The 15,802-nt window shown below is 63.2% G+C and carries 13 protein-coding genes and 1 pseudogene; 2 read left to right on the top strand and 12 right to left on the bottom strand.

Going from position 1 to position 15,802, the window contains the following annotated elements:
• The 9 genes and pseudogenes from nrfD to pilM all read right to left on the bottom strand — a co-directional run bounded on the left by nrfD (position 1) and on the right by pilM (position 10,787).
• Positions 1 to 1,107: an NrfD/PsrC family molybdoenzyme membrane anchor subunit gene (gene nrfD / locus KO538_RS26735; protein WP_219330170.1), complete on the bottom strand. Its 1,107-nt coding sequence runs from the start codon at positions 1,105 to 1,107 to the stop codon at positions 1 to 3.
• A 3-nt stretch (positions 1,108 to 1,110) separates the two neighbouring features.
• Positions 1,111 to 1,821 (bottom strand): sulfate reduction electron transfer complex DsrMKJOP subunit DsrO, encoded by a 711-nt coding sequence (gene dsrO, locus KO538_RS26730; protein WP_219330169.1) that lies wholly within the window; start codon positions 1,819 to 1,821, stop codon positions 1,111 to 1,113.
• A gap of 218 nt (positions 1,822 to 2,039) precedes the next feature.
• A complete protein-coding gene (locus tag KO538_RS26725) occupies positions 2,040 to 3,176 on the bottom strand; it encodes a deoxyguanosinetriphosphate triphosphohydrolase (protein WP_034753254.1) in 1,137 nt (378 codons plus the stop codon).
• 1 nt (position 3,177) lies between these two features.
• Positions 3,178 to 4,797: a bifunctional shikimate kinase/3-dehydroquinate synthase AroKB gene (gene aroKB / locus KO538_RS26720; RefSeq protein WP_166446223.1), complete on the bottom strand. Its 1,620-nt coding sequence runs from the start codon at positions 4,795 to 4,797 to the stop codon at positions 3,178 to 3,180.
• A 39-nt stretch (positions 4,798 to 4,836) separates the two neighbouring features.
• Positions 4,837 to 7,056 (bottom strand): Ig-like domain-containing protein, encoded by a 2,220-nt coding sequence (locus KO538_RS26715; RefSeq protein WP_257620604.1) that lies wholly within the window; start codon positions 7,054 to 7,056, stop codon positions 4,837 to 4,839.
• A gap of 70 nt (positions 7,057 to 7,126) precedes the next feature.
• Positions 7,127 to 8,452 (bottom strand): annotated as a pseudogene (locus KO538_RS26710) (type IV pilus secretin PilQ); the annotation flags it as partial.
• 92 nt (positions 8,453 to 8,544) lie between these two features.
• Positions 8,545 to 9,582 carry a pilus assembly protein PilP gene (locus tag KO538_RS26705; RefSeq protein ID WP_219330167.1) on the bottom strand — a complete coding sequence of 346 codons (1,038 nt, stop codon included), beginning with the start codon at positions 9,580 to 9,582 and terminating at the stop codon, positions 8,545 to 8,547.
• 15 nt (positions 9,583 to 9,597) lie between these two features.
• The gene (locus tag KO538_RS29780) at positions 9,598 to 10,149 is read right to left on the bottom strand and encodes a PilN domain-containing protein (protein WP_219330166.1); all 552 of its coding nucleotides are present in this window, start codon (positions 10,147 to 10,149) and stop codon (positions 9,598 to 9,600) included.
• 5 nt (positions 10,150 to 10,154) lie between these two features.
• A complete protein-coding gene (pilM, locus tag KO538_RS26695) occupies positions 10,155 to 10,787 on the bottom strand; it encodes a pilus assembly protein PilM (protein WP_070305287.1) in 633 nt (210 codons plus the stop codon).
• A gap of 303 nt (positions 10,788 to 11,090) precedes the next feature.
• Here pilM and KO538_RS26690 point away from each other — a divergent pair, with 303 nt between their 5' ends.
• Positions 11,091 to 13,436, top strand: a complete 2,346-nt coding sequence (locus KO538_RS26690) for a penicillin-binding protein 1A (protein WP_219330165.1) — start codon at positions 11,091 to 11,093, stop codon at positions 13,434 to 13,436.
• Positions 13,437 to 13,502: 66 nt separating this feature from the next.
• Here the strand turns inward: KO538_RS26690 and cyaY are convergent, their stop codons facing one another.
• Complete coding sequence (gene cyaY / locus KO538_RS26685) at positions 13,503 to 13,832, bottom strand: iron donor protein CyaY (protein WP_034753246.1); 330 nt, start codon at positions 13,830 to 13,832, stop codon at positions 13,503 to 13,505.
• Between the two features lie 40 nt (positions 13,833 to 13,872).
• Between cyaY and KO538_RS26680 the strand changes: the two genes are divergently transcribed.
• Positions 13,873 to 14,055, top strand: a complete 183-nt coding sequence (locus tag KO538_RS26680; RefSeq protein ID WP_034753244.1) for a lipoprotein — start codon at positions 13,873 to 13,875, stop codon at positions 14,053 to 14,055.
• Here KO538_RS26680 and KO538_RS26675 read toward each other — a convergent pair.
• Both KO538_RS26675 and msrP read right to left on the bottom strand, forming a co-directional pair.
• Positions 14,052 to 14,705 carry a sulfite oxidase heme-binding subunit YedZ gene (locus tag KO538_RS26675; protein ID WP_219330164.1) on the bottom strand — a complete coding sequence of 218 codons (654 nt, stop codon included), beginning with the start codon at positions 14,703 to 14,705 and terminating at the stop codon, positions 14,052 to 14,054. The genes KO538_RS26680 and KO538_RS26675 overlap by 4 nt on opposite strands.
• A 9-nt stretch (positions 14,706 to 14,714) precedes the next feature.
• Positions 14,715 to 15,692, bottom strand: a complete 978-nt coding sequence (gene msrP, locus KO538_RS26670; protein WP_219330163.1) for a protein-methionine-sulfoxide reductase catalytic subunit MsrP — start codon at positions 15,690 to 15,692, stop codon at positions 14,715 to 14,717.
• Positions 15,693 to 15,802: the final 110 nt, after the last annotated feature.

Below are 15,802 nucleotides of genomic sequence, written 5' to 3'. Positions count from 1 at the left end.
TCAGTGCGTGGCCATGGCGGGACGATTGCGCAGCATGCGTCCGGCCCATGGCAAAAATTCCAGCATCAGCAACAGCAGCGCGATCCACAGGCCGGCCGTGCCGATAATCCCCATCAAGCCATCATTCCCCATCGGCAGGTGGTAGTCGTACAGGCCCGCGCCCGTTTTCGGGATCGTCTGGCCGCCGATGAAAATCGTCCAGCGCATCATCCAGGCGCTATGCAGCGCGATCAGGCCGTTGACCAGGCCACTCGTGGCCGGGCGCCAGATGGCCAGCGCCATCGGCACAATGGAGGACAGCACGGCCCAGACAGCCGTGAACTGCCATTGCGGCATGCCCGCCACCTGGGTGAACGCCATGCTGTGGCTGGCGCTCACGCCAGAGAGACTGACGAACAGCCAGCCACCGCCCAGCGCCAGCACCAGCGCCAGCGACAGGGCCAGCGCGCGGTTCAGCGACACTTCCAGCGCCTGCTCGCGGCCCGGCAGGAAGCGGTTGAACAGCAGCGCCAAGCCCACCGCGCCAACAAAGGCCGTAGCCGCAAATTGCGCCGGCAGGAAGGGCGTGAACCACAGCGGACGGGCACGCACCACCATCACTTCCATGCCCGTGTACAGGCCCACCACGAAGGCGGCCAGCAAGGTGAAGGCGGCGGCGCTGACGATGGCCTTGCGCGATGCGGCGCCACCGCGCCCCAGCAGGCGATAGGCAAAGGCAAGTCGGTCATGTCCCTGCCCTCGCGTGGCAAAATCCACCCGCAGCGCCAGCCACGCGTACAGCATCAGGCAACCCAAATACAGGGGAATAAAGAACGAGCCCCACGACATCCACGATTGCGGCTGGAAGTAGATATAGAAATGGTAGAAGCGGCCCGGCCCGTGCAGGTCGGCCAGCAGCGCCACGGGCGCCGTCATGCCGCACACGAGGGACGCCAGCAGCGCGATGCGCCCCAGGCGTTCATACGCCTTGCGGCCGAAGACGAAGTACGGCAAGGTCAGCATGAAGCTGCCGTAACTGAGGCCGATGAGGAAAAAATACTGCACCGCCCACGGCAGCCATGCCGCTTCGCGCGTGACGTTGACAATTTCGGTGATGTGGCTGTCCATGGTTTATTTCCCGTGTTTGCTCGGTTGCCAAAGAGTCGCTTCGCCCTCGACGTGGCCGGCGAAGCGCGTGTCCAGTCCCAAATAAAATACGTGGGGCTGGGTGCCCTGCTCGGGTTTCAGTACCTTCACCTTGTTCTCGGTGAGCAGCTGGTGCACCAGGCTTTCCGGGTCATTGAGGTCGCCGAAGATGCGCGCGCCGCCCACGCAGGTTTCCACGCAGGCCGGCAGCAAGCCTTCGTCGACGCGGTGTGCGCAGAACGTGCATTTGTCAGCCTTGCCCGTTTCGTGGTTGATGAAGCGCGCGTCGTACGGACACGCTTGCACGCAGTAGGCGCAGCCCACGCAGCGGTCGCCATCGACGACGACGACGCCATCCTTGCGCTGGAAGGTGGCGCCCACGGGACAGACGGGAATGCAGGGAGGATTGGCGCAGTGGTTGCACAGGCGCGGCAGCATGTAGGTGCCGCAACGGTTCTCTTCCTTGACTTCATAGGTCGAGACGACGGTGCGGAAGCTGTTTTCCGGCACGGCGTTTTCCATGATGCAGGAGACCGTGCAAGCCTGGCAGCCGATGCACTTCTGCACATCGACCACCATCGCCCAGCGCTGGTCACCTTCGCCCTTCGTGGCCGCCTTGCTTGGCAGCGGCGCGATGGCCGCCCCGATGGTTACGGCTGGCAAGGCGCGCAAGAAACTGCGGCGCGATTCAATCATGACACTCTCCTTGACTATGGGCGGCAAGCCCTTGTTGACTTGCTGCCATGATAGAAAAGAAGGTGCTGCGGGGGTATTGGGGTGATAGTGCGGGGACCTAGTTGATCATGCCAATTGACAGAGGATGTCGGATGGGTGTACGCGCTTATAACCCAACGGCAAATGCTGGGGGCGGACGGGGACGCCGAGTCCCGGCGGGTCTGACCCCAAAATGACGGTTACAGCTCGTCGAGCGAATACAGCCTGCGATGCTCGCGGATCGCGTAGCGGTCCGTCATGCCGGCGATGTAGTCGGCGATCTTGCGCGCCTGCTGCGTGATGTCGCCCTCCTTGAGCTGGTAGTCGGGCGGCAGCAGGGCCGGTTCGGCCATGAAGCTGTCGTACAGTTCGCGCACGACGCGGCTGGCCTTTACGCGCATGCGGTTGACCTGATAGTGGCGGTACAGGTTCGCCCGTAAAAAGCGTTTCAGGTCCGTCGCATCCTTGCGCATGGCGTCCGAAAAACGGATCAGCGGGGCACTGGCGCGCACTTCGTTCACATCACGCGGCGCGGCATCGGCAATCAGGCCGGTCGAGGTGACGATCAGATCGTCGGCCAGGGCCGTGATCAGGCGGCGCAGGGTTTCATAGATGGCGCGCCGGCCCGACAGGCCGGGGAACGCCTGCTGCACGTCGCGCCACAGGCGGCCGAAGAATTCCACCTCTTCCAGTTGGGCGATGGTGATCAGGCCGGAACGCAGGCCGTCATCGATATCGTGGCTGTTGTAGGCGATTTCATCGGCCAGGTTGGTCAGCTGCGCTTCCAGGGTCGGTTGCGTGCGGTCGATGAAGCGCTGCGCCACGGGACCCAGTTCGCGCGCATGCGTCAGCGAGCAGTGTTTCAGGATGCCTTCGCGCGTCTCGAACATCAGGTTCAAGCCATCGAAGGCGCCGTAGTGCTCTTCCAGCGTGTCGACCACGCGCAGGCTTTGCAGGTTGTGCTCGAAGCCGCCATGCTCCTGCATGCATTCATTGAGCACGTCCTGGCCCACGTGGCCGAACGGCGTGTGGCCCAGGTCATGCGCGAGCGCGATGGCTTCCACCAGATCTTCATTGAGGCGCAGGTTGCGCGCAATCGAACGGCCCACTTGCGCCACTTCCAGGCTGTGCGTCAGTCGCGTGCGGAACAGGTCTCCCTCGTGGTTGAGGAAAACCTGGGTCTTGTATTCGAGGCGGCGGAAGGCCGAGGAGTGGATGATGCGGTCGCGGTCGCGCTGGAACTGGCTGCGCGAGGCGTGCGGCGCCTCGGCAAAACGACGTCCCTGGCCCTGTGCCGAGTGGGCCGCATAAGGGGCAAGGAAGTCTTCCGGCAGCACGTTATTGCACTCCGGCGGCCAGGGTGGCCAGCACCAGTTCGTGGGGCGCGGACGTGATGTTCGGGCTGCCCAGCGGTTGCAAGAGGATGAACTTGATGGCGCCGCCCTCGTTCTTCTTGTCGACCTCCATCAATTCCAGCCAGCGCTCGACGCCGAGGTCCGGCGCCTTTACCGGCAGGCCGGCGGCGGCGACGAGTTTGCGCACACGCTCGACGGCAGCCTGGTCGATATAGCCCATGCGGCACGACAGGTCGGCCGCCATGACCATGCCGCAGCCGACGGCTTCGCCGTGCAGCCAATGGCCGTAACCGAGGCCCGCCTCGATGGCGTGGCCGAAGGTGTGGCCGAAGTTCAGGATGGCGCGCAAGCCGCCTTCGCGTTCGTCCTGGCGCACCACGTCGGCCTTGATTTCGCACGAGCGGGCGATCGCATACGCGAGGGCGCCCTTGTCGCGCGCCATCAGCTTGGCCATGTTCGCCTCGATCCAGTCGAAAAACGCGGCGTCGATGATGGCGCCATGCTTGATCACTTCGGCCAGGCCCGCCGACAGCTCGCGCGCCGGCAGGGTTTCCAGGGTCGAGGTATCGGCGATCACGGCGCGCGGCTGGTAGAAGGCGCCGATCATGTTCTTGCCCAGCGGGTGGTTGATGCCCGTCTTGCCGCCGACGGAGGAATCAACCTGCGCCAGCAGGGTGGTGGGCACCTGCACGAAGCCGATGCCGCGCATGTAGCTCGCTGCCGCATAGCCGGTCAGGTCGCCGATCACGCCGCCGCCCAGCGCCACCAGGGTGGTCTTGCGGTCGCATTTATTGGCCAGCAGCGCGTCGAAGATCTGCATCAGGCTGGCCCAGTTTTTATATTCTTCGCCGTCCGGCAGGACGATGCTGATCACTTCGCGGCCATCGCTGGCCAGCGCCGCCTGCAGGCGGCCCAGGTACAGCGGCGCGACGGTGGTATTGGTGACGATGGCCACCTTGTGGCCGCTGATATGGCGCAGCAGCGCATCGGCGTCGGCCAGGAGACCAGGACCGATGGCGATCGGATAACTGCGTTCGTCGAGGTCTACGCTCAACAACATTTTGGATTGCTCGTTCATCGAAGGCTCTGCATGAATGACGCAGTTGGGCGAGGCCTCGCATTCGAGGCTGGCCAGCTGCATCAGGATGGTCTGAACCATCGATTGTACGTTAGGACGGCCCGTGTCGATCACAATGTCTGCCACTTCCATGTAATGGGGCTCGCGCTGCGCCGTCAGCTCTTCGAGCTTCCTGCGCGGGTCGGCCGTCTGCAGCAGGGGGCGGTTCTTGTCGTGGCTGGTGCGCGCGAGGATGTTGCTGACGCTGGCGCGCAGGTAGACGACCGTGCCCCGCTCCTTCAGGTAGGCGCGGCTGTCGGCGTTGAGGATGGCCCCGCCGCCGGTGGCCATGACGATGCCTTCCTGGGCGCTCAGGTCGCGGATGACCTCGGCTTCGCGCCGGCGAAAGCTGGCCTCGCCCTCGATTTCAAAGATCCACGGGATGGTCGCTCCCGTGCGTGCCTCGATTTCGTGGTCGGAATCGACAAAGCGCAAGCCCAGCTTGCGGGCCAGGATGCGCCCGATCGTGGTTTTGCCTGCGCCCATGAGGCCTACTAAAAACAGATTTTGCATGTGCTGCGACAGTTAATTTGGATTACGACAATCAGTGGCTTGCCCATACGGACTAATGACGCCTGGCGGTGAAATATCCACGCGGTTAAAGTCCGTGGCCAGCCCCGGAAGCAAAGTGTAACCGACATAAGTTGCCTCCGTCCCGGAACTATTGCCGCGAATCGTCAATTCGACGTCCAGCCAGTGGGCCCTGTCACGCGGATAAGTCAGGGTGACGAGCGCCGTTCCCGAGCTGTCGGTCTTGCCGCCGGTCGACAGATTGAGCGGAATGCCCGGGTCCAGACGGCCATTCAGATTGAGGTCGTTATTCGGATTGAAGGTGCCGCTGCGGTCCCGGTCTTCATTGTCGCACTTCAACGCGGCTGCCACCACCCACGACTGGGCAGCCTGAGAGTATTGCAGATAACCCTTGTAATAATAGCGTGGCCAGGCGGCTGCCGTGATGATCACGTCCGGCACGGGGTTGCCGGCGGCGTCCGTCACAAACACGCTATACGTCTTGCGGTAGGTGCTGCTGTCGGAGGCGTCCAGCGCGTTGCCGCTGCCGGCGCTGATGAACAGCGATTTTTTCGTCACCGTCAGCTTGACCGTGGCCGCATTGCTCGACACACCCTGCAGTTGCGCTTTGACAACGACGCCATCGACACCGGTGGTGCCCTGCCCCGCGATGTAGCTGACCGTGGCCACGCCATCGCTGTCGGTGGCAACCAGCGAAGGCGAGCTCAGGGAACCATTGCTGGCGTCGGTCTGGATCGAGAAGCTCACCTGTGCATTCTTGACCAGGTTGTTTTCCGCCGTGCCATCGCGCACGATGGCGCGCAAGGCGCTGCGCTGCGCCGTGCTGCCGGCCGTATTGGCGCCGATGACCGCCGGGTCGGCTTGCAGGCTGATCGTGGCCTGGGCCGTCAGTGGTGCAACGAACTCCACTTCCGACTGTACCGAGGCGCCGCTGTCTTCATACTTCGCCGTGAGGGCGGTCAGGCCGGCGCCGCTGGCCTGTACGTAAGCGATGGCATTGCCGCCCACCAGCGCCAGCGGCGCCTGCAATAGCGTGCCGCAGGCCGCGTCCTGGTAGATGGCGCCGCGCGACGTGCTGAAACGCACATTGCCCGTTTGTGGCACGCCAGCCACATCGCTATGCACCGTCACCGCATAGCAGGTGTTCGTGTTCAGGGTGGTCAAGGCAACATTGCCACCCGACACGGCATTGATCGTGAAGTTCGAAGCATTGATTGCAATTGGCAAGACGACGCTGTCACCCTGCGCCTTGACGCTGATGCTGTCGCTGCTGCCCGCCTGGGCGTTGTAGCTCAACACCAGCTGGCCGTTGTTGTCCGTCAGCGCGGGACTGGCGCCGCCGCCCTTGACCGTGATGGCATTGCTGCGGGCGCTGAAGGTCACCGGTTTGCCAACGAGGGGATTGCCGCTCGAATCGATCAGCTTGACCACCATGTCGGTGCTCGTCTTCAGGTTCACCGTCGAAAAGGCACTGATGACCAGCCGGGTGCCGCTGACGCCGATGTCCGTGCTGGCCGTCTGCGCGCCTGCGCTGGCCGTGACCTTGATCGTGCGCAAGCTGGCGTCGCCCCCCGTATTCAGGCTGACCAGCGCCTGTCCCTGCGCATTGGTATTGACCTTTGTCGCACCCAGCGCGCCCGAATCGGCACTGAATGTCACGCTGGCATTGGGCACAACGGCATTGTTGGCGTCTTTGACAAAGGCGATCATGTTGACGGCGGTACCGCCCGACGACGCCAGGGTGCCGCCGGAAGAGGTCAGCAGCAAGCTGGCAATACCCGAGGTGACGGGCACCACTTTTACCACCACGGGGGCCGACTCGACGCCGCCGCTGCTGGCCTTGATGGTAATGTCGCGCAAGCCCGCATCGCCCTTCACGCTGAGTTTTTCCGTCACCGTGCCATTGGCATCTGTCACGCGGTTGGTGTTGCTGATGGTGCCGGAACTGGCGGTGAAGGTCACCGTCTGGCCAGTCATGGCATTATTGCCGGGATTTTTCACCACTGCCGTCAGCACGACTTCCGTCCCGTCCGCGCCCGATGCCACAATCGTTGTTGCGCCAGCCACCAGTACCACGCTGCCGACACCGGCATTCGCGCCATCCTTGACACCCAGGGTCGGATCGCCGCCACCGCCGCCACATGCGGCCAGCAAGGCGCCCAGCGCCAGCAAGACCAGCCAATTCGATACCCGACTCCAATAAGTGTTGCTCAAAGATACATTCCGCATAGTCGCCATCAGTCCGCTTTCGTTTGCATTGTTACTTAAACGTAAAGATGTGACATTAACGTGTTGCTGGCCGATCTGCCACTATTTTCGGCGTAATAAACACCATTAGTTCCGTTTTTTCTTGACTGCGGCCCGTGCTGCGGAAAAAAACACCGAGTACGGGAATGTCGCCAAGAATCGGCACCTTGCTGTCCGTGCCCCGTTCGGATTGCTGATAAATACCGCCCAGCACCACCGTGCCGCCGTCTTCCACCATCACTTGCGTGCGCACATGCTTGGTGTCGATGGCGAAGCCGGAACGGGTTTCCTGGCCCACGCTATCCTTGTTGACGTCCACTTCCAGCACCACGTTGCCATCCGGCGTGATCTGTGGCGTCACTTCCAGGCGCAAATTCGCCTTGCGGAACGTGATCGACGTGGCGCCGCTGCTGGTGGCCACCTGGTAGGGCAGCTCGATGCCCTGCTCGATCAGCGCCAGTACCTTGTCGGCCGTCACCACGCGGGGGCTGGAAATGATCTTGCCCCGGCCGTCCGCTTCCAGCGCCGACAATTCCAGGTTCAGGAAGCGGTTGGCGGCCGCCGAAAACAGGCTCAGGGCGAAGCTGGCCGGCTGCAAGCCATTGATGCTGGCGGCCGGCAAGTTGACGAATTGCGTGTTCGGCACGAAAGCGCCGCTGCCGGCCACCGTTTGCCCCGTCGCCTCGCCCACGCCCTGGTAGCTGCCGCCGACAGCCGCGCGGCGTCCGCTGCCGCCCAGGGAAAAGCCTGGCAGCTGGCCTGCCGCCAGGCGCTGGTCCGTAAAACCCAGGCGCGCGCCCAGGTTGCGGCTGAAACTGTCGTTCGCCTCGACGATGCGCGCCTCGATCATCACTTGTCGCGTTGCAATATCCGTCTTGGCGATCAGCTGGCGGATCTGTTCCAGGCGCGCCGGCACGTCGGTGACGAACAGCTGATTCGTGCGCGGCTCGATCAGCACGCTGCCACGGCGCGACAGCAGCCGGCTGCGCCCTTCCCCCGCGTCCAGGCCGAACACGGTGCGGAACGCTTCGGCCTTCTGGTAATTGAGCTGGAAGATGGCTGACTGCAACGGTTCGAGTTCCGCGATCTGCGCGCGCTGTTCCAGTTCCAGCTTTTCGCGCGCGAGGATTTCCTCGCGCGGCGCGATCCACAGCACGTTGCCGTTGCGCCGCATGTCGAGGCCCTTGGCCTGCAGCAGCACGTCGAGCGCCTGGTCCCACGGCAAGTCGCGCAAGCGCACGGTCACATTGCCCGCCACGCTGTCGCTGGCGATGATGTTTTGCCCCGACGCATCGGCCAGGATGTGCAGGGCCGCGCGCACGCCCACGTTCTGGAAATCGACGGAGATTTTGTCGCCCGCATACAGGCGCGGCGCCGACACCTGCACCACGGCTTCCTGGGCAAGGCCGCCGGCATGCAGGCACAGCATCACGGCCAGGAGCATGCGGTGGGGCCTCATGGCGCCGCCTCGGGCAGGCTGGCCTTCGGAGCAGCCCCCGCCACCTGCAAGGCCAGGCTGCCGCGCCGCTCGCGCCACCCGCCTCCCCCGTCCTGCAGCAGCTCCTTGTATTGCAGCGCCTGTTCACTGATTTGCGTGACCTGGCCGTGGTCCGGTCCCAGATATTGGCCCACCGCCACCCGGTACACGCGCTGGCCCGCCAGCAGCAGCGCGCTCAGGCGCCCGTCCTGTTGCACGCTGCCAACCATGCTGATGGCCGGCAAGGCCACGCTTTCCAGCGGTTCGCGCATCCGCCGCGGGTCGGGCCCCGCCACGCCGCCCTGCTGACCGGACACGGACACCGGCGGCAAGGCGTTAAAAGGGTCGGCCAGGGCGGCGGCCTCGTAGGGATGCGGCGCGACAGCGGCGAGCGGACGCCAAGTTGGTGTCACTGCGGGCGCGCCCGCCTTGGGCGCCAATGCCGCTTGCGCCGCCAGCTCCCCCGCTTCGGGCAAGCGATACGCTTGCAGCACGGCATCAAGGGTCAGCAAGCGGTCCTTGCCGAGGGTCAAGGCCAGCGCATGCACGGTGACGATGCGCGGCAAGCGCGCCAGGTCCGCCAGCAGCGCGCCCATGGCGTGGTAGCCGCCACGCAACTGTATGGCGATCGGCAAGGCGACATACGGCGCTTGCGGCCGCGCAGCACCCGGCTTGAACAGTGAAAATTGCAGGCCGCGCGCCTGGCCGGCGGCGTTAATGTCCGTCAACAGCGCCGCCATTGCTTGCTGGTCCGGCAATTGCTGTTCCAGCAGGGCCAGTTCGGCGCCGGCCTGGCGCTGCTCTGCACGCCACTGCGGCAACTGCTTCGCCCTGGCCTGCGCCGCCAGATAATCGGTGCGCAAGCGGCCCTCCTCGCCTTGCGCCGCCTGCAAGGCGGCCATCATTCCAGCCAGCCACACGGCGTGCAGCAGCGCGGCCACCAGCGCACCGGCCAGGGCGGCGCAAGCGAGGCGCGCCGGTAACGGCCACAGCGATGCGGTCTTCAAGCTCAGCATGATCAACCTCCACGACTAAGATTGCCCAGCAGGTGCCAAAGCCAGCCGTATCGTCCATTCCACGGCGCCATCGGCCGCGCCGCGCACTTCCAGCACTTCCGGGCGGGACCCGGGCGCGGCCTGCGCCAGCGCCAACAGCAATGCCGCAACCTTGTCCTGCGACACGGCCTGCCCTTGCAGGCGCACCATCGCCGTTTCCTGACGCACACTGTGCAAGGCCACGCCAGCCGGCATCGCCTGGGCCAGGGCCGCCAGCATGCGCACCCAGGCATTGCGCTGCTCTTGCAGACTGGCAATGGCCTGCTGGCGCAGCAGCAGCGCCGCCGTCTCGCCCTGCACCCGCTTGCCCGCGGCGAGGACGGCATTGACTCGCTGCATGCGATGTTGCCAGTCCTCCTGGCGGCGCAACTGCGCGTCGAGCTGCTGCTGCAGCCAGGCGCCCGCCGCCAGGGCCAGCAGCAATCCCAGCAGCGCCCCGCCGGCCAGTTGCCACAGCAGCCACTGAATGCGCTTGCGGCGCGCCGCCTGGCGATACGGCAAAAGGTTGATGTATGGCACTTCCGCCACGGCCTTCATCGGGCGTACCGGTGCATGGCCAGGCCCCAGGCCAACTGGTACGCCACGCCGCCGTCGGACAAGGCTTGCCAGCCGCCCTGCGCGAGCGCCGCCTGCAAGGCCAGCGCCTCGCTATCCATGATGACCGGCGTCAAGCCGGCCGCCTTGGCCGCATCGAGACGGTGCTGCACGCTGGCGCGCCGCGCCGCCACCAGCAGCACGTCGATCTCGCTGCCTGCCTGGCCGGCAAGCGGCGGCGCGGGGCCGAGCATGACAAAATCCAGGCTGGCGTCTTCCAGCGGAAACGGCATGTATTGCGCCGCTTCCAGTTCCACGAGGATTTCCAGCTGCTCCTCCGGCAATCCGGCAGGCAGGCGGATCGCATGCGTGATCAGGGCCGTGGCCGGCATGGCCAGCGCCACGCGGGTGCAGCCGCTGCCACTGTCGCGATAAGCCTGGCGCACGGCATCGGCCAGGCCCTGCAGATCTTCGATATTGCCTTCAAACATCACTCCTGCGGCCAGCGCAGAACTGCCGTAATGCCGGCACGACAGTTTCCCCCGCCGGCGCCTCAACTCGACCACGCGCACGGCATCGTCCGCCATGTCGACGCCCAGCAAGCCGGTGCCAAGAAAACTGCTGATGGACATGTTTTTCATAGAGAAAAGTCAGCGTGGAAGGAGGTCCTGCCATCCGAAAGCCTAGTCCCGGCAGCGCTGGCTTGTAAATGGATTTCACGCTGGAGTCTGCGGCGCGCGGCGCCTATCTGGCAGGGCCGTGATCTGGCGCAGGATAATTGTTACCAAATCCTGGTTGCCAGCGGGCCAATACACGCTTATATAGAGTATCGGCAAGTTTCGACTGTCTCCCCCGGCAAGCGCCACAGCGCGCTGCCACCCCGGCAAGCTCGCTTATAATTGACCGGCATAAATTTACTGAAAGACATGACACGCATGACATCTTCAAAATCCGCTGGCAACGCTGGCTCGAAACCGCCCCAGAAGGGCAGCAAACCCAAACGCTTTTTGCTGATGGCCCTGGTATCGTTCCTGGGCCTGGGCGTCGTCGGCGTGCTGCTGGTGGTATTCGGCCTGGCCATGGCGTATCCGAACCTGCCGGCGCTCGATACCCTGACCGATTACAAGCCGAAAATGCCGCTGCGCATTTTCACCTCCGACAGCGTGCTGATCGGCGAGTTCGGCGAAGAGCGGCGCAACATGGTGCACATCAAGGATATTCCCGATGTCATGAAGAAAGCCGTGCTGGCCATCGAAGATGACCGCTTCTATGAACATGGCGGCGTCGATTACCAGGGCATCACGCGCGCGGCCCTGCACAACCTGACGGGCGGCGCCAAGCAAGGCGCCTCGACCATCACGCAGCAGGTGGCACGCAATTTCTTCCTGTCCAGTGAACAGACATTGAAACGCAAGGCGTATGAAGTCTTGCTGGCCTGGAAGATCGAGAAAAACCTCAGCAAGGACCAGATCCTGGAAGTGTATATGAACCAGATTTATCTGGGACAGCGCGCCTACGGCTTCGCCTCGGCCGCGCAAATCTATTTCGGCAAGAATATCCAGGACCTGACCGTGGCCGAAGCGGCCATGCTGGCCGGCTTGCCGAAGGCGCCGTCGGCCTACAACCCCGTCGTCAATCCGAAACGCGCGCGCATGCGCCAGCAATACATTCTGCAGCGCATGGCGCAGCTGGGCTACATCACGCCAGAGCAATACACGGAAGCCAAGAATGAAGAGCTGAAAGTGAAAACCGACAGCAGCGCCTTTGGCGTGCATGCAGAATACGTGTCGGAAATGGCGCGCCAGCTCGTCTACGAGCAATTCAAGGAAGACACCTATACGCGCGGCCTGAACGTCTATACCACCATTACCAAGGCCGACCAGGACGCCGCCTACATCGCCTTGCGCAAGGGCGTGATGGATTACGAGAAACGCCACGGCTACCGCGGCCCCGAAGCCTATATCGAAATTCCGAAAACCAAGGCCGAAGCGGACGATGCGATCGAAACGGAACTGGCCGACCATCCGGACAGCGACGACATCATCGCAGCCATGGTGCTGCAGGCCTCGCCAAAATCGCTGCAGGCCGTCACCTCGGCCGGCGAGGAAATCACCATTACCGGCCCCGGCCTGACCTTCGGCGCGGCCTGGCTGTCGGAAAAAGCGGCGCCGAACCGCCGCATCAAGCGCGGCGCCGTGATCCGCGTCATGCAAGAAGGCAATGCCTGGGTCTTGACGCAGATGCCGGAAGTGCAATCGGCGTTCGTCTCGGCCAGCACCACCGACGGCGCCATCCGCGCCATGGTGGGCGGCTTCGATTACAACCGCAACAAGTTCAACCACGTCACGCAGGCGTGGCGCCAGCCCGGTTCGGCCTTCAAGCCCTTCATCTATTCCGCTTCGCTGGAGCGGGGCCTGTCGCCGGCCACCATCATCAACGATGCGCCGATCTCGTTCGACGCGGGCCAGACGGGCGGCCAGGCATGGGAACCGAAGAACTACGACAGCAAATACGATGGCCCGATGACCATGCGCAAGGGCTTGATGAAATCGAAAAACATGATTTCCATCCGCATCCTGCACAAGATCGGCGCCAAGTATGGCCAGGAATACGCGACGCGCTTCGGCTTTGACGCGGACAAGAACCCGCCATACCTGACGCTGGCCCTGGGCGCCGGCAACGTGACGCCGCTGCAGATGGCGGGCGCCTATGCCGTGTTCGCCAATGGCGGCTACAAGGTCAACCCGTACCTGATCGCCAAGGTCACCGATAGCGATGGCAATGTCTTGTCGCAAGCCAAGCCGGACCTGGCGGGCGAGGAAGCCAACCGGGTCATCGACGAGCGCAATGCCTTCATGATGAACAGCATGCTCAACGACGTCGTGCGCTTCGGCACGGCCAATAAAGCCATGGCCCTGAAGCGTCCGGACCTGGCCGGCAAGACGGGCACGACCAACGATTCCATCGATGCGTGGTTTGCCGGCTACCAGGCCAAGCTGGTCGGTATCGCCTGGATCGGCTACGACCAGCCGCGCAACCTGGGCAACCGCGAAACGGGCGGCGGCCTGGCCTTGCCGATCTGGATCAGCTACATGGCGAAAGCTCTGAAAAGCATTCCCGTCGAGGAACGCGCCGTGCCGGAAGGCCTGATCCACGTGGGCGACGAGTACTACTATGCGGAAAATCCACCGGGCACGGGCGTAGGCAGCCTGGAAGGCGCGGCGCGCGGCACGCCGGAGGAAGAGAAAGCGAAAGAAGCCGTGAAGAACGAGTTGTTTTAAACGGTACTCATGCAAAAAGGGCAGCCTGCAAAGGCTGCCCTTTTTTTATTGCCACGGCAGTCAGAATTACTTCAGGACCACCGGCGCGCCCGCCTGCTCGCTGGCCATGGCCGACAGGGCCGCGAACAGTTCGGAGCTGTCGCGCGTGTTGATCCACTCGTCGCCCACGCGTTTGTAGTGGAAACCGCCGGAACGGGCGGCCACCCACATTTCGCGCATGGGGGCCTGGCTGTTGACGATGATTTTCGTGCCGTTGTCGATGAACTCGATTTCCAGCACATTGCCGCTGCGGCTGCATTCGACGTCGAGCACGTCTTCATCGTTCAGCCGGTCCAGCGCCGCCTCGATCTGGGTCAGGGTGGCTTCGGCCAGGGCCAGGAATTCCGATTCGCTCATGCTACACTCCAAAGATCTTAATCAAACCGTGATTCTAATCGTGAAGTCATCCTCAGCGTTTTATATCGGCACCGCCATTGTGGTTTCTAGCGTCCTGGCCGGCTGCGGCCAGACCGGCCCCCTGTACCTGCCCAAGCCACCCGCGGCCAAAGGCGCGCCAGCCAAAGGCCCCGTCGAACCGGCGCCCGTGCCGCCGCCACCGGTGATCGTGCCGGCAACCTAAGCCGAGCGTACCGGGGTGGCAGCCTTGGCCGCCCTGGCGCTTTTCTCCCGCTTGCTCCAGGCGAAATAAACGCGGATTAACAGCAGTAGCGCGACGATGCTGCCGAACACGATCGGTTGCGCGAAATTATTCTTGCCCGCCTTCATCCACCAGAAGTGCAAGATGCCCAGCGGCGCGATGATGTAGATCAGCCGGTGCAGCCACTGCCAGCGCTTGCCACCCAGTCGCTTGACCATGCCGTTCGTGCTCGTCACGGCCAGCGGAATGAGCAGCACGAAAGCGATAAAGCCTACCGTGATGAACGGGCGCTTTAGCACGTCCTTCCACATTTCCTGCACATCGAAAAAGTGATCGAACCATAAAAAGGTCGTGAAGTGCAGCACCGCGTAGAAAAAGGCGAACAGGCCCAGCATGCGCCGCAGCTTGATCAGCCAATTCCACTGCGTGAAGCGGCGCAAGGGCGTCACCGCCAGGCTGATGCACAGGAAATACAGGGTCCAGTCGCCCGTGCCGCGCGTGATGAATTCCAGCGGCTCCACCAGCTGCCCCGTGTACGTCAGCCAGACCATGCGTGCAAACGGCAGCAGCGCCAGCAAAAAGATCAGGCTTTTCAGCAGCGACAACTGCCTGGCTGTGGGATTGATGGCCATGGTCTTTCCTTAAAAGAACTTCTTCAGGTCCATGCCCGCGTACAGGGAAGCGACATCGTTGTAGCCGTTGAACATCAGGGTCTTGCGCTTGCGCGCGAGAAAACCGTCTTCGCCGATGCGCCGCTCGGAAGCTTGCGACCAGCGCGGATGATCGACGTTCGGATTCACGTTCGAGTAAAAACCGTATTCGGACGGCGCCGACAGGTTCCAGGACGTGCGCGGCTGTTCCTTGACGAAGCGGATCTTGACGATGGATTTGGCTGACTTGAAACCATATTTCCACGGCAAGACCATACGCACGGGCGCACCGTTCTGGTTCGGCAAGGTTTCGCCATACATGCCCAAGGTCAGCAGCGCCAGCGGATGGTTCGCCTCATCGATGCGCAAGCCTTCCGTATAGGGCCACTGCAGCACGCGGCTGCCCACGCCCGGCATCTGTTTCTTGTCGGCCAGGGTGATGAATTCCACGTATTTGGCATTGCCCGTCGGCTCGACCTTCTTGATGATTTCCGAGAAGGAATAGCCAACCCACGGGATCACCATCGACCAGCCTTCCACGCAGCGCAGGCGGTAGACGCGCTCTTCCAGCGGCGCCAGCTTCAGCAGCGCGTCGAGGTCCAGGGTCATCGGCTTCTTGACTTCGCCTTCGATGCTGACCGTCCACGGCCGCGTGCGCAGGGTGCCCGCGTTTTGCGCCGGATCGCTCTTGTCCGTGCCGAATTCGTAGAAATTGTTGTAGCTGGTGGCATCTTTATAGGCCGTCTGCTTGTCCAGCGCGGAATAGGCGGGATTGAGCTTGGCAGCCAGCTTGGGATTGGTGGCTTGCGCGAACGCTTCGCGGCTGGCCATTTCCAGCAAGGCCGCGCTGGACACGGAGCCCAGCGCCACTTGCTTGATGAAGCTGCGGCGCGATTCGAATACGGCGCGCGGCGTGATTTCGGAAGAATACGGCAACTCAATGCCGTTGGGACTGCGCTTGATCAACATGGCGGCTCCGGAAAAAGGTGATTGGATATACCTTACACCAGTTTTTCCGGGCCGTTCATGACGCTTCTGTCATGCAAAAAAAACGTTACTAAAGTGCCCGAAAAAAGTTC

It is taken from the genome of Janthinobacterium sp. NKUCC08_JDC, from assembly GCF_019345575.1.
GTDB lineage: Bacteria > Pseudomonadota > Gammaproteobacteria > Burkholderiales > Burkholderiaceae_D > Janthinobacterium > Janthinobacterium aestuarii.
The sequence above is the reverse complement of the archived record's forward strand: the minus strand, read 5'-3'. Positions and strand labels throughout refer to the sequence as shown.

What these genes read in the sequence shown, in the direction of transcription:
- nrfD (WP_219330170.1), bottom strand. Translation starts at nt 1,107, where the DNA reads ATGGACAGCCACATCACCGAAATTGTCAACGTCACGCGCGAAGCGGCA.
- cyaY (WP_034753246.1), bottom strand. Translation starts at nt 13,832, where the DNA reads ATGAGCGAATCGGAATTCCTGGCCCTGGCCGAAGCCACCCTGACCCAG.
- dsrO (WP_219330169.1), bottom strand. Translation starts at nt 1,821, where the DNA reads ATGATTGAATCGCGCCGCAGTTTCTTGCGCGCCTTGCCAGCCGTAACC.
- KO538_RS26705 (WP_219330167.1), bottom strand. Translation starts at nt 9,582, where the DNA reads ATGCTGAGCTTGAAGACCGCATCGCTGTGGCCGTTACCGGCGCGCCTC.
- aroKB (WP_166446223.1), bottom strand. Translation starts at nt 4,797, where the DNA reads ATGGGCGCAGGCAAAACCACGATCGGGCGCATCCTGGCCCGCAAGCTG.
- KO538_RS26675 (WP_219330164.1), bottom strand. Translation starts at nt 14,705, where the DNA reads ATGGCCATCAATCCCACAGCCAGGCAGTTGTCGCTGCTGAAAAGCCTG.
- pilM (WP_070305287.1), bottom strand. Translation starts at nt 10,787, where the DNA reads ATGTCCATCAGCAGTTTTCTTGGCACCGGCTTGCTGGGCGTCGACATG.
- msrP (WP_219330163.1), bottom strand. Translation starts at nt 15,692, where the DNA reads ATGTTGATCAAGCGCAGTCCCAACGGCATTGAGTTGCCGTATTCTTCC.
- KO538_RS26690 (WP_219330165.1), top strand. Translation starts at nt 11,091, where the DNA reads ATGACATCTTCAAAATCCGCTGGCAACGCTGGCTCGAAACCGCCCCAG.